The sequence below is a fragment of the Natronorubrum sediminis genome (assembly GCF_900108095.1).
GTDB classification, from domain to species: domain Archaea; phylum Halobacteriota; class Halobacteria; order Halobacteriales; family Natrialbaceae; genus Natronorubrum; species Natronorubrum sediminis.
In genome coordinates, this window is the sequence record NZ_FNWL01000003.1 from 204,149 (window position 1) to 217,031 (window position 12,883).

Genomic DNA, 12,883 nt, shown 5'->3' on the forward strand with positions numbered 1-12,883 from the left:
CTCGTCGGCCAGTGCGACACTCTTCCGGTCACCGTACGTTTTCGAACACCAGAACCGAAAAATCACGGCGTAGCCCGCTGAACGGAACGAATACCGGCCATCAAGTACTTTCCGCTGTCCGTTCTAGCGTACGAGTGACTCCGCCGTGAACGCTGGTCTCTTTCCCGCTTGCTTCGATGCACTGCCCTTCGAAATCGCCCTAGTGGATACAGCAGGTACCATCGTGTACGCGAACGAAACGTGGGTCGAATTCGGCGATGTCAACGGGAACACCCACGATACCTGCTGGGTCGGCGAGAACTATCTTCGCGTTTGTCGCCGGGCCGAGGACTCGACGGCGACGCTGGTGGCAGACGGTATTGAGGCATTGCTGGCCGGAACGCGGACGCACTTCCAACTCGAGTACCCGTGTCACTCCCCCGACGAGTACCGTTGGTTCCACCTCGAAGCGACGCCGCTTACGCACGACGGCGAACGGTACGCACTCCTCGCACACGTCGATATCACGACCCGAAAACAGGTCGAACTCCAGCGGGATACACAGATCGAACAACTGAAAACGATCGTCACGGTACTCTCTCACGACATTCGAAACCCGCTCGCAGTTATTCAGGGATACGCAGCCAAACTCGAGACTGCTGAGGCTGATTCTGACGCGGTCGACGCGATCCAGGAAAGCGCAGATCGGATAGCTGATATGATCGAGTCGATCCTCGAGTTCGCCCGAACACAGAGCCTCAACGACGTCTCTCGGGTTACCGTAGCAGACGTTGCGCGGGAATCATGGGCGCAGACGGCGACCGTCGAGGCGTCGCTGACTATCGACTCGTCGCGTCCGTTCCTCGCCGACGAATCCCTCCTCCACCAAGTGTTCGAAAACCTGTTTCGAAACGCCGTCGAACACGGCGGTCGAGGAGTTACAATTTGGGTTGGGACGACGGACGATGGTGTATACGTCGAAGATGACGGCCCCGGAATTCCTGCGTCCCGGCGCGAGAAATTACAGGCGAACGAGGCGGGAGTAGGGACGAGCATCGGTGGGATTGGTCTCGCAATCGTCCGTGCAATCGTCACCGCACACGACTGGTCGTTCTCGCTCGAGGAGGGCCGAGAGGGTGGAACCCGCGTCGAAATCACTGGAATCGACTTTCTCGAAGCGACCTGATTGACGCAGTCGTCTGCTTGCGCCGTCGACTCACCGACGCTTTCGCGCTCGTTGGTAAATCACTTGCAAGTGCGTGTGGTCACTGTCCTTTGTCCGTCGGTCGTATCGGTCGCTATGTATCGCGGTGGCGATTTCCTCGAGGCGTTCCACGGCTCGCTCCCGGAGTGGCTATTGATTCTCGCCGCGTTCGTGACTCGATTCGGCGACGTCTGGGTTCTCATCTCGATGACGATTCTCGCGTCGTGGCTCCTGGCGTGGAAGAACGTCTCGGTCGGCCCTGCTCGAGCGAGAGACAGAACTACCGGCACGGAATCGCCACCCGGCGACTCGGCGTCGACGGACGGTGGCGGTGTCCCGTCTGCCGTCTGGCTCGTCGGTGTCGTCGTCGGCGGATTAGCCGCCATGACTGCGCTCAAGTACACCTTTCTGTTGCCACGGCCCGATCTACTCGCGCCGACTCCCGCTCTCTTACCCGCTGCGCTCGAGTCGACGTACGTCTCGACGGTGACTGTCGGCGGCTACGCCTTTCCGAGCGGGCACGCCTTCGGGGCCACCGTGGCGTACGGGGCACTCGCGATGGCGATTCCGTGGGGGGCTCGCCGAACCAGATTTGCCGTCGCCAGCGTCGTCATCGTCGCGATCAGCCTCTCGCGAGTCGTACTCGTCGTTCACTACCCGGGCGACATTGTCGCCGGGATGGTTATCGGCGCGAGCTATCTCGCGGCCGTCTGGTGGCTCCTCGAGCGCTCGCCGGTCGATCGGCAGACGACGGCGTTCGCCGTTGCTCTCGGCCTCGCACTCGTCGCGGTCGCCGTTAGCGGTGGTGCGGGCCGGTCGGTGACGTACGCCGCGCTCGCGGGCGGTGCGCTCGCGGGGTGGTCGATCGGTCGCCCGGACGCGGTCACCTTGCGCCAATCGACGCCTCTGCGCGCGTATCACGCCGGGTCCGGGACGCTCGTGCTCGCAATTCTCGTCGGTCTCGCCATCGTCAGTGACGTGCTCACGGTCGCGTGGGCTGGTGCACTCGGTGTGCTCGTCGTTGCACCGGCGCTCATCCTCCCGCGCCAACGGGACGCCTGAGCCCCGCTGTGGCTAGCGCAGGGCCAACTGGTTTCCGCCACGATCCGTTCACTTCGACTATGACCGACGACAACCGTCAACTCGGCGTCGAACTCGGGGAACTCGGCGACGAACTCGAGTCCGCGGACTACCCCTTGAGCGAGGACGAACTGCTCGAGCGATACGGCGACGAGGAAATCGACATGGAAGGCGAGACGGCGACGCTCGAGGAACTGATCGGGCCACTCAACGAAGACGAGTACCGAGACTACGGCGAAGTCGAGCAGGCGATCATGAACATGGTCGGCGACGAGGCGATCGGGCGGAAGAACTACAGCGACCGAACGCCCCCTGCCGCGGGCGAGCAGCGCCAGGACGAGGGTGCACCGGATCAGGACGATCAGGAAGGCCAAGAGTCGTTCTAAGGTGTCGACGGCTCACGGCCATGGCCCGCGACGTCTGCACGACGTCCCCAACCCGAGTCAGCGCTCAGTCGTCGTCATCGGTACTGGCTTCCGTTCGCGCCTGTCGGCGCTGTGCGCGTTCGATGAACTCCTGGGGTAGCTCCTCGATTTCACCGGCCTGAACGCCCCAGAGGTGTGAGTAGAGCCCCCCGTTTTCCAGCAACTCGCCGTGCGTACCGCGCTCGACGATTGCGCCGTCCTCGAGGACGAGGATCTGATCCGCATCCTTGATCGTCGAGAGTCGGTGGGCGATGGCGAACGTCGTTCTGTCTACGGTTAGATCGTCGATCGATCGCTGGATGAGCATCTCGGTCTCGGTGTCGACGTCGCTCGTAGCTTCGTCTAACACCAGGACGTCGGGATCTTTGAGCACCGCGCGGGCGATGGCGACGCGCTGACGTTGACCGCCTGAAAGTTTGACTCCACGTTCGCCGACCATCGTGTCGTAGCCGTCGGGGAGGTTCTGGATGAAGTCGTGGGCCTCAGCGGCCTTCGCCGCCTCGACGATCTCCTCTCGACTCGCATCGAACGTACCGTACGTGATGTTCTCCTCGACGGTGCCGTAGAAGAGGAACGACTCCTGGCCGACGTAGCCCATCGACTGGCGCAGACTCGCCAGCGAAACGTCGCGAATGTCCTGCTCGTCGACGCTGATCGCCCCGTCGTCGACGTCGTACAGCCGCAAGAGGAGTTTGAGGACGGTCGACTTCCCCGCGCCGGTCGGCCCGACGAGTGCGACCGTCTCGCCACCGTCGACCTCGAAGGAGATATCGTCGATGATTCGGTCGTTTTGTTCGTAGCTGAACGTAACGTCCTCGTACTCGACGCGACCGTCACTTACCTCGAGATCGGGGGCGCCCAGATCGCGCTCGATTCGTCCCTGTTCGTCCATCAACCCGAAGATACGCTCGCTCGAGGCCTCCGCGCGCTGGTACATGTTGATGACCTGCCCGAACTGGGCCATCGGCCAGACGAGTTGCTGGGTGTAGAGGATGAACGCGACGAACGTCCCAGTCTGGAGCGTGCCCGTAAACGGTCCCGGAGCCGTGCCCATGAGGACCCAGTAACCGCCGACGACGAACGTAAGCACGAAGCCGATTCCCGAGATGAGTTGGAGGCCGGGGAAAAAGCGGATCCGAAGCCAAATCGCTTCCCAGTTCGTATCGTAGTACTTCTTCGAAACACCCTCGACGCGATCGGATTCGTAGCCCTCGGTGTTCGAGGACTTGATGACGCCGATGCCGCCCAAGTTATTCTCGAGTCTCGAGTTCACCTTTCCGACTGACGAGCGAACGGCGGCGTACTTGGGCTGAATCTTCTTGACGAAGATGTAGGTGAATATCGCGATCAGCGGAACCGGTGCGAGCGAAACCAGCGCGAGTTGCGGGTTGAGCCAGAACAGCAAGAAACCGATCCCGAAAACCATCACGATCAGCCGCGTTGCCGAATTCATCCCCTCGTTGAGAAAGCGCTCGAGTTGGTTGACGTCGTTGCTCAGGACGGACATCATCTCGCCGGTTTGCTTCGAGGCGAAGAACTCCATGTCCAGTCGCTGCATCTTGTCGTAGGTCGCGGTTCGGACATCGTGTTGAATGTCCTGCGAGAAGGCGTTGAACCCCCAGTTTCGCAGCCAGTGAAAGATCGCGCCGAGGGCGAACGAGCCGGCGATCGCGATGGTGACGAACGCGAACTGACTCTCCGGCGTCGTCGGCAGCCACGCGTCGGGCAGGACGACGAGTGGGACTTGCTCCGCGAAGACGGCATCACCGAATATCGCGTCGATGGCAACTGCGAGCAAGAGCGCCGGCAACAGGTCCAACGCGCGGGCGAAGACGCTCGAGACGAGGCCGACGCTCACGGAGAACCAGTAGGGGCGACCGTACTCGAAGAGCAACCGGCGCATCGGGCTCTCGACGTGTTCTCGTTGTTCCTCGAAGGGGTCGTCTTCCTCCCAGTCGACATCCGCCATTGCATTCGACTCCGGGACCGCCGCCAATAAGGGTTTTCGACGGCCCACTGTCCGAATTTCGAGGCGGACGAACACCTTACTCGTACTCGATTCCGATCTCGTCACCGGCCTCGATGCCGTGTTCGTCGGCGTACCCCTCCGGTACCTCGAGCACCCACTGGGCTTGGCCGGTGTACTCGTGATCCTCGCCGTCTTCGTCGGCTGCGGGTTCGGGTGCCGTTTCGATCGACGTGATCTCGCCGTCGGCATCGACGAAGATGATGTCGATGCCAAAGTCCATATTCCGCATGACGTACGTCCGCTCGTCCTCGTCGGAGTGGACGAAGAGCATGCCCGAATCGTCCTCGAGCGAGTCGTGATCGCTCAGCCCCGTGTAGCGCTCCGAGGCGGTGTCCGCGACTTCGGCGTCGACGGTCGCCAGTTCGTCGCCGTCGTCGCCGTCGATGAGTTGCACGTCGGCTCGATCCTCGTGCCACGGGGCGTCGAGAAACCCGAGCTGGAGGGTGACGAATCCGAGCACCGAGACGGCCGCGACGACCAGTAGCGCCTTCCAGACGGACTCGAGGACCATACCGGTAGCTTCACGCGAGAAAGTAAAGGTTATTCGCCCGGGGGAATTTCCTTCGAGTACGGGCTCGTGGTCTAGCTGGTCATGACGCGGCCTTTACAAGGCCGAGGTCGGTGGTTCGAACCCGCCCGAGCCCACTTCTGTCGCGAACAATGGTGAGCAGAGAAATCTATGCGAGCGGCGGTTCGAACCCTCTCAGTCCGCGCAGCGTCGCGAGCACGTCTGATTTCGGTTCGAACCCGCCCGAGCCCAGTTCTGTCGCGGGCAATCCCGTCCAACCCTCGCTCTCGAGGACACGGTCCGAGAATCTGCACCGAACTCGAGAGGCTTCAGGAACCGTTCGACCTGCCCGTAACGTGAGGTGAGCACACCAACGATCACGGCGAATAGTCACTCGAGGATCACAATCGCCGTACACGCAACGTAGACCACGTCCGCTATCGTTTTGCGACGGCGTCGAGCCACCGCGAAGACCAGAGCCACTCTGTGGACGACGATTCGCCGTCCGGATCTGCCTCGATTCGCACGCCGACGACTCCGTCCATCGACTGTGGGTTCCACTCCTCCTGGACGGGCGTCGGACGAAACCGGTCGTCGTCTCGAGACTCCAGCATCGTTCTCGTCGATTCTGTGATGGCGGGCGTGGTTAGTTACGCACACCCGAACGATTCGCTTTCCCGAGTAACCTGTGATAGTGTCCGAAAGTGCAACTGGCCATTCCGAGTATTGATTGATGAGCGACGAGTTCAATCACGTCCACGTCAGTGTGGATCAGTTCGTCCAGTCGTGAGACTATTCACTCGAAGTAACTCGAGACTACGAACGGCGGTTCTTCGACTCGCAGACACGTCCTTTAGCGTTCGATACGCAGCCGATGTGTGAGGGACTCAACCCCGAACGCTTCCGAAAACCAGCTCCACAACCCCTCGAGTCATCCGGTGTCGATTCCGTCTCTAATCTGCTCATTCGGTCGTTAATGCTTCAACCGAGCCACGTTCTCTCGAATCTGGCCCAGCAATCCCTCTCCGGATTCTTGCTCGAGTGCGGCGTGTAACATCGAATTTTCCGGTTCGTCCTTGATGACGACGCGGAGGTAGGGCTCGAGTTGGGTGAAATTGCTTGCGAGCACGACGGTGTGATTCTCTTCGTCGTGGTCGACGACGCCTGCGTCGGCCAGTTTCGGGACGTGGCACTGTACCGACGAGACGTAGACGCTCTTGTACTCGTTTTTTGCGACCTCCTCCGGCGGCACGTCGTGTTCCCACCCAGCGACCTGCTCGGCTAACGTCGACAACTCGATTGGATGTTCTTGGCCCCGCAGCGCGTAGAGGAGGTACCGTCGCCGGCGGTTAGCCAGCAACTCGAGGATGGTGTCTGCAGAGAGTTCTTGCTCCCCCTGACTCGAGGTAAGTGTATCCATAACATGGTATTACCCGCCAGACCGGAAAAGGGTGTCTTGAATATCCCGAAATCCAACAGACTGCGGGAAATAGATGGTGAACGTGATAGTATGGTCTCCGTTTCTATCCGATACGAACTCTTCCTGTCGAATTCCTCCACACATTTTGAATGGTACTAATCCACACGATTCGGATCTCCGATTCGAAATCCTTTTTTATACGATCGACGGATGTGAGAGTGAGCCGCCTTAGCTCAGACTGGGAGAGCACTCGACTGAAGATCGAGCTGTCCCCGGTTCAAATCCGGGAGGCGGCATGGCTTTTTCACGCGGTATACACTTGAGAAGCTGTTGGACTCGACTGAAGATCGAGCTGTCCCCGTTCCCGCGAGCGTAGCGAGCGGGAAGTCGAAAGACGAGCGCCAGCGAGTCTTTCGGAAGTTCAAATCCGGGAGGCGACACTTTTGTGACGAACAAGACGGTGAGTGAAGCGAAATCCATCTGATCGGATCTGACCCCTGGAAGTCACAGCCCGCACAGCGAAGCGAGCAGGAAGGTAACGGTAGTGTGCGAAATACAGGGTCTGAGACGTCGGTTTCAACTCCGGGGGCGGCTGTCCGATCTCCCTCTCACTTGAGTGGCACAATTCGAAACCGAACGGACCGAATGGAACTAGGCTTCAAACTCGATTTCCGAACAGCCATCAGTAGATGGCTGCTAAATCACGACGAGACGTATACTGAACGTTCCGTTACTCGTCGAACCGACGGCGGTAGGGTCGCCCCCTGTGGCCGTTGATTTCCACTCGAGTTTCTCACTTGCTGTTGGTGCCGAGAGTCGTCCCACGGATCACAATTACTGCGGTACAGACTCCGGCGGCTGCGAACTACGAAACCTGTCAACATTTCCGTACCGTATTCGTAAACAGACTAATTCGTATCATCTATGGACAAACTCGGTACAACTGACGCGGACGAGACTCCGTCGATTGGAAAGTCGGTGTTATTCGCGGGAATCTTCGGAGTCGTGTTCCTTGGTCCGATTCTCTCGGCTCTGGTGTATCCGCTCTCGTCTCTCGAGTCGTTCTTCACTCCTATCGAGTGGATGTAGCCTGCAGTCGACCAGGCTTGTTCTGGACCCACCTGTGGGATTACCGGACTGTTCGGTCTTTACACGGGCTACACGCTCTTCCTTGCAGGGACTTTGACGGCTGCAGTTTGGGTTGGAGTGCAACAAACCAGTGTCTTCAGCACGTCACTCACTCCGTAGAGAACGTATCCTGACCGACGAATTCGAATTCGTATCGACTACTGTTTCTGATCGCGCCGGTCCACTATCGTGCTCGTGGCTGCAACTGAACGCCCAACGGTTATGCGACTTCCCCCAGTCGTCGCGTCCATGAGTAGCGAGTCGATCACGAACGAGAGCGACACCTTCGACATCGGCGACACCACGATCCACCGGCTGGGATTCGGCGCGATGCGTCTCTGTGGCGAGGAGATCATCGGCCCGCCCGAGGACGGAGCCACTGCTCGCACGGTCCTCGAGCGAGCGCTCGAGTGTGGAATCGACTTCATCGATACCGCGGATTCCTACGGGCCGGGGGTCAGCGAACGCCTCATCGGCGAGTCGATCGGTGATCCAGACGACGTACTGGTGGCGACGAAAGCCGGCCTCCTCCGAAATCGAGAGAGCGACTGGATTCCCCACGGCGAGCCAGACTACATCCGCAATCAGGTGCTCACGTCCCTCGATCGGCTTCGAACGGACACCATCGATCTCTATCAGTTCCACCGACCCGACCCCGACACGTCGTTCGAGGACTCGATCCAGACGTTCGCCGAACTCCAGGACGAGGGCCTCGTCGATCAGGTCGGCGTCAGTAACGTCTCTGTCGACCAACTCGAGACGGCTCGCGAGCACGTCGACGTCGCCACCGTTCAGAATCGGTTCAACGTAGACGACCGATCGAACGCGGACGTTCTTGAGGTCTGTGAAGACAACGACATCGGCTTCATTCCGTGGGCGCCGATCGACGCCGAGGATTTGGACGGACACGGCGACCTCATCGACGAGATCGCCGACGACTACGACGCGACCCGACGCCAGATTGGGTTAGCGTGGCTCCTCGAGCGCTCCGACGTTATCCTCCCGATTCCGGGAACGTCGGATCCGGAACACCTCGAGTCGAACGTCGAAGCCTCCAAGCTCTCGCTCGCGGACGAAGACGTACAGCGACTGACCGATGCTGGCGAGTAATTACTCGCCGACGTAGACCGTTCGCAGCCTCGAGCCGCAGTGAGGACAACACAGCGTCTGCCACGTCATCGGATCGAGGTCGCCCATCGGTTTGCTCCGACGAGCGTCCCGAATCGTCACCGTCGCGTCGCACGTCTCGCAGGTGAACGGTCCCTCCGTTTGTGCCATTGCTCGCGCTGACGACGGTGGTGATATTGGCTTCTCGGTTTCCGCTGGTGGGTCGCTGGCGCTGATCGGCTCCTTGGCTGAGTACATGTCGCAATTACTGTCCGGGTGCGAGAATCGAACCACGGTCGTTCCGCTCACTTCGTTCGCTTCACTCCCTGGTTCGATTTCGGTCGGACTTTCCGCTCTTCACTTCGCTCGTCGCGAAAAAGTCCGGGTGCGAGAATCGAACCCGCGTCTCAGCCTCCACAAGGCTGAAGGATAACCACTACCCCAACCCGGACACGTGTGCAGACTGATTTAGGAGCGGTTAGACTAAAATACGTTACGACTCGAGGGGACATTCGTGCGAGTCAGTACCGCGATTTCCACCCGTCGTTCCCCGATTCAACCGCTTCTGATCGGGACGTTTTTCGGCACACAGGTCATAGCAACGCCAACGCGTGGCCATCACCGACAAAATCTACGTCAAGAACCACCGACAGCTGAGCTCCCAACTCGAGACGAACATCCCCAAGGGAGCGTTCAAAGGGGCGACGCTGGACATGCTCTTTCAGGGCCAGGGTCTCGAGAAACTCGACGACGCGACACGTGATCGCGTGCTCGACTTCACCGAGGACTTCCTCGACTGTGGCTGTGACAACAACCCCTACTGTGGGTGCCCGGAGCGCAAGTTCATTCAGTACCTCCTCGAGTTACGCGCACAGGGACTGGGCCCCGACGCGATCGTCGACGTGATGACCGACGACTACATGGTCTACGCCTATCCCGGCGACGTCCTCTCGTTTCTCGACAATGGCGTCCGGACGCTCGAGGCCGCGGAGGGACTCGCCCGGGTCGAAGGTGCCGACGAGGCACACGACGACATTCGACGAGAGAAACGCAACCTCACCCGCTAACTTCGGCTCCACTCGGTCTTTTCGCGGAAAATACGTACAGTAATGAGACGCTAGCGCAACTGGTACGATTCGTCTTCGTCGTCTAACTCGTCGAGTAAGAGCACTTCGTCCTCTTCTTCTTCGAGTCGGTCCTGAAGCTCCGTGACGTAGGATTTGTACTCATCAAGTTGTTCGCGGAGGTGGTCGGCCTCGAGTTCGAGGCGCTCGTGTTCGCGGATGAAACTCTTCGGAACCTCGACGCTCGGCGGGAACGTTCGGTCACCGTCCTCGCCGTCGGTTTCGGTCGCGGCTCTCGCCTCGAGTTCGTCTTCGGGGGCAACGACGACCTGACCGTCGTGTTCGACGAGCAAGTCGACGTAATCCCGGAAGACCGCGGACAACGAGATATCGCGCTCCTCGGCGATGTCCTGGAGCGCTGCGAACGCGTCCTCGTTCACCCGAAACGAGATGGTTTTGTTCTTGTTGCCCATTGTCACCTATTCGTCGGTCATGACACTTAACGCTTCGTCAGACAGTGTCGTTCGACGTCCTCGAGTATCGTCTCGCTCGAGAAACCCGAACCCGTCACTCTCTGTCGTCGGGATTGAGCCCCTTCTCCGCGAGTTCGGCGATCGCATCGTCGGTCTTCTCGAGGTCGTCGAGATCCATTCCCTCGAGGACGTGGTCTGCTTTCGTGAACTGAATCTCCTCGTAGTCGACGATTTGGATTCGGTTACCCCACGGATCGTGGAACTCGAGGCCCCGTACGTCGAGTCGGTCGATGTCGAGCTCGTCCAGTCGCTCAGCGACTCGGTCCGCGTCGTCGACGACGAGGCCGAAGTGACGGGCGTCGTCGCTCGTCTCGCTCGCACCATCGGTCTCGGCGAGCGCGATGAACTGATCTCCCATGTCGATGAACGCCTTCGTCTCGCCGTGGCTTCTGAGGTCGAACACGAACAGCGATTCGTAGAATTCGAGGGCCGCGTCGATGTCGCCGACCTCGAGTGCGACGTGGTTCGTTCCGACGAGTCGTGCGCGGTCGTCGCCGTCGCCGATGGCGTCGTCTGTCTCCGTCATACTACCAGATAGTCGCTCGAGAACGGTAATGGCTGTGCTGGCGGCTTATAACCGGCGAAATACGCTGCGAAAAACCGCTGACTGGCCGATTAGGCCGGTGCTTCCGCGTCTTCGGTGTCGGTGTCCTCGAGTTGCTCGAGTGCCTGAATCACGTCGTTGCGGTAGTTGACGACCGGTGAGTCGTAGCGTTCGCGTGCCATCTGGGCGTACTCGTTGGTGGGTGCCGTCGACCCGCTTTCGGGGGCCTCTTGTTCGGCTTCCCACGATTCGAACGCTTCGATTCGATCGATCGTCCGTTCGGCGCACTCGACGACCCAGCGGTCGCGCGTGTCGTCGTCGACGACGGCGATCGATTCGGGTCGGACGGAGACGTTGACGCTGCCGTCGTCGGTCTCATACGTGCGTGGTTTTCCGACGATGGCGACGTACGCCGGCGGCTCCGTGTCGCGGAGCACGGCGGCGGCTTCGGGCTGGTACTGGCCGGCGTAGACGAAGAACGTGCCAGTCGGGTCGACGACGCGGCCGCGCCAGTACTCGCTTTCGTCACCGACGTCTTCGGTCTCGGTGAGCGTGCCGACGATGAACACGCGGTTCGCGCGGTCACCGGTCGGCAAGAGTGCGTAGTTTGGCGCGCGCTCGTCGTCGCTCTCTTTGAAGGTGTACGTCGAATCGTTGAATTCGGAGGCGAAGACGCGACGTGCGACTTCGCGGGTGAGTTCTGACTGGCTCATGTTACATCGACCTCGCTTTGATCAGCAGTTCCTCAGCATCCGTCGGCCCGGCGAGTTCGGAGACGTCGTCCGCGAGGACGTATCGCCCGAACGTCAGCCCCTCGATTCGGTAGTAGGTGCCGACGATGTCGTCCATAATCTCGTCGGCGACGATGGTCGTATCGAGGGCGTCCATCGCCATCTCCTTGGCCTCCTCGAGTGAGAGTCCCGTTAGATCCTCGGTGGCTTCCTTGTCGAAGATGACCTCGTGGGCGTCCAGTCCGTCGTCGACGACGGCCTTGATGCGGAGGTCGAACTCGCCTTCGACCTCGCCGTGTTCGTTACAACGGCCGTTCTGGAGGACGCGCGTGCAGTCGTCCTTTGGGCAGCGCTTGATGAGGCCGCTGCCACTTTGCATATCGACGAGTGCGCCTTCGATTTCGCTCGTGTCGTCGCCGACTTCGATCTCTTCGTCGCGTTCTTCGATCACCGTCGTCGAGTTCAGTTTGACCGAGTACCGGCCCTGGTACTCGTCGGTGACGACGTTTCGAAGGTCGTAGACGCCACCTTCCTCGAGTGCGGGGAGGTCGGATTTCGCCCACTTGGTGAACTTGATCGTACCCGTCGGATCGCCGAGCAAGCCGACCTGCGCGACGGAGTCGCTTCGTGGGTCCCAGAGTTCGATGACTTTCGCGGTGAGGTCGATCCACTCCTCTGGTTCGTCGACGTCTTCGACGTTGACGGCCTCACTGCCGCCCCGGGAGATATCCTCGCGCTCGAGTCCGGCTTCCTCGAGGTAGTGGTTGGTCACGCTCCGGCGTGCTTCGTCGATCGGTACTTTGTATTCATCGACGAGCGTTGCGAGTCGCTCTTCGACGTCGTCGACGCTTACGTCGATGTGGTCCGAAAACTGCTCGTGTATGTCGTCCGCGTGCTGTCGTACGTCGCTCATTGTGTCACGCCTCCTCTTTCGTTTCACTGGGAGGCATACGACACTTCGTGCCCGATAGTATTTAAAGTGCCGGCGCCGGAGTGAAAGTGAACGAGACGGACGCAAAGCGCACGCCTGCGGTACGATCCGCATCGTGGAATGGCGATCTCGAGTGGTGAAAATGACCGTTGATCGCCCGGGTGAATCGCGTCTGTGGTCGCGACTGGCGACGAACCTAT

At 60.2% G+C, this 12,883-nt stretch carries 14 protein-coding genes and 3 tRNA genes; 7 read left to right on the forward strand and 10 right to left on the reverse strand.

Going from position 1 to position 12,883, the window contains the following annotated elements; genetic code table 11:
- Positions 1-145: 145 nt before the first annotated feature.
- The 3 genes from BLW62_RS14635 (at position 146) to BLW62_RS14645 (ending at position 2,649) form a co-directional block, all read left to right on the forward strand.
- Positions 146-1,165 carry a sensor histidine kinase gene (locus tag BLW62_RS14635; RefSeq protein ID WP_090507776.1) on the forward strand — a complete coding sequence of 340 codons (1,020 nt, stop codon included), beginning with the start codon at positions 146-148 and terminating at the stop codon, positions 1,163-1,165.
- Positions 1,166-1,279: 114 nt separating this feature from the next.
- On the forward strand, positions 1,280-2,245 hold the full coding sequence (locus BLW62_RS14640; protein ID WP_090507777.1) for a phosphatase PAP2 family protein: 966 nt from the start codon (positions 1,280-1,282) through the stop codon (positions 2,243-2,245).
- Positions 2,246-2,304: 59 nt separating this feature from the next.
- Positions 2,305-2,649 carry a DUF5789 family protein gene (locus BLW62_RS14645; protein ID WP_090507778.1) on the forward strand — a complete coding sequence of 115 codons (345 nt, stop codon included), beginning with the start codon at positions 2,305-2,307 and terminating at the stop codon, positions 2,647-2,649.
- Between the two features lie 64 nt (positions 2,650-2,713).
- Here BLW62_RS14645 and BLW62_RS14650 read toward each other — a convergent pair whose 3' ends face one another.
- Both BLW62_RS14650 and BLW62_RS14655 read right to left on the reverse strand, forming a co-directional pair.
- The gene (locus BLW62_RS14650; RefSeq protein WP_090507779.1) at positions 2,714-4,657 is read right to left on the reverse strand and encodes an ABC transporter ATP-binding protein; all 1,944 of its coding nucleotides are present in this window, start codon (positions 4,655-4,657) and stop codon (positions 2,714-2,716) included.
- 76 nt (positions 4,658-4,733) lie between these two features.
- Positions 4,734-5,228: a DUF192 domain-containing protein gene (locus BLW62_RS14655; RefSeq protein ID WP_090507780.1), complete on the reverse strand. Its 495-nt coding sequence runs from the start codon at positions 5,226-5,228 to the stop codon at positions 4,734-4,736.
- A gap of 60 nt (positions 5,229-5,288) precedes the next feature.
- On the opposite strand from BLW62_RS14655, the gene BLW62_RS14660 reads away from it, so the two are divergent.
- Positions 5,289-5,362 (forward strand) — tRNA-Val (locus BLW62_RS14660).
- Positions 5,363-5,662: 300 nt separating this feature from the next.
- On the opposite strand, the gene BLW62_RS18785 is transcribed toward BLW62_RS14660, so the two are convergent.
- Together BLW62_RS18785 and BLW62_RS14665 are read right to left on the reverse strand one after the other, a co-directional pair.
- The gene (locus BLW62_RS18785) at positions 5,663-5,839 is read right to left on the reverse strand and encodes a hypothetical protein (protein WP_175459763.1); all 177 of its coding nucleotides are present in this window, start codon (positions 5,837-5,839) and stop codon (positions 5,663-5,665) included.
- Positions 5,840-6,198: 359 nt separating this feature from the next.
- Entirely contained in the window at positions 6,199-6,645 is a 447-nt protein-coding gene (locus BLW62_RS14665) for a DUF7344 domain-containing protein (RefSeq protein ID WP_090507781.1), read from the reverse strand.
- A 222-nt stretch (positions 6,646-6,867) separates the two neighbouring features.
- On the opposite strand from BLW62_RS14665, the gene BLW62_RS14670 reads away from it, so the two are divergent.
- Positions 6,868-6,941, forward strand: a tRNA-Phe gene (locus tag BLW62_RS14670).
- Between the two features lie 1,081 nt (positions 6,942-8,022).
- Entirely contained in the window at positions 8,023-8,883 is an 861-nt protein-coding gene (locus tag BLW62_RS14675) for an aldo/keto reductase (protein ID WP_090507884.1), read from the forward strand.
- Here the strand turns inward: BLW62_RS14675 and BLW62_RS18790 are convergent, their stop codons facing one another.
- A complete protein-coding gene (locus tag BLW62_RS18790; RefSeq protein WP_175459764.1) occupies positions 8,884-9,051 on the reverse strand; it encodes a hypothetical protein in 168 nt (55 codons plus the stop codon). It lies immediately after the preceding gene.
- Between the two features lie 208 nt (positions 9,052-9,259).
- Positions 9,260-9,331, reverse strand: a tRNA-His gene (locus BLW62_RS14680).
- A gap of 160 nt (positions 9,332-9,491) precedes the next feature.
- On the opposite strand from BLW62_RS14680, the gene BLW62_RS14685 reads away from it, so the two are divergent.
- The gene (locus BLW62_RS14685; protein WP_076581651.1) at positions 9,492-9,947 is read left to right on the forward strand and encodes a DUF5814 domain-containing protein; all 456 of its coding nucleotides are present in this window, start codon (positions 9,492-9,494) and stop codon (positions 9,945-9,947) included.
- A 50-nt stretch (positions 9,948-9,997) separates the two neighbouring features.
- Here the strand turns inward: BLW62_RS14685 and BLW62_RS14690 are convergent, their stop codons facing one another.
- The 4 genes from BLW62_RS14690 to BLW62_RS14705 form a co-directional block, all read right to left on the reverse strand.
- The gene (locus BLW62_RS14690) at positions 9,998-10,417 is read right to left on the reverse strand and encodes a DUF8146 domain-containing protein (RefSeq protein ID WP_090507782.1); all 420 of its coding nucleotides are present in this window, start codon (positions 10,415-10,417) and stop codon (positions 9,998-10,000) included.
- Positions 10,418-10,511: 94 nt separating this feature from the next.
- A complete protein-coding gene (locus tag BLW62_RS14695; RefSeq protein ID WP_090507783.1) occupies positions 10,512-11,003 on the reverse strand; it encodes a VOC family protein in 492 nt (163 codons plus the stop codon).
- An 89-nt stretch (positions 11,004-11,092) separates the two neighbouring features.
- Positions 11,093-11,734 (reverse strand): RPA family protein, encoded by a 642-nt coding sequence (locus BLW62_RS14700; RefSeq protein WP_090507784.1) that lies wholly within the window; start codon positions 11,732-11,734, stop codon positions 11,093-11,095.
- 1 nt (position 11,735) lies between these two features.
- Positions 11,736-12,665, reverse strand: a complete 930-nt coding sequence (locus BLW62_RS14705; protein ID WP_090507785.1) for a replication factor A — start codon at positions 12,663-12,665, stop codon at positions 11,736-11,738.
- Between the last annotated feature and the right edge of the window lie 218 nt (positions 12,666-12,883).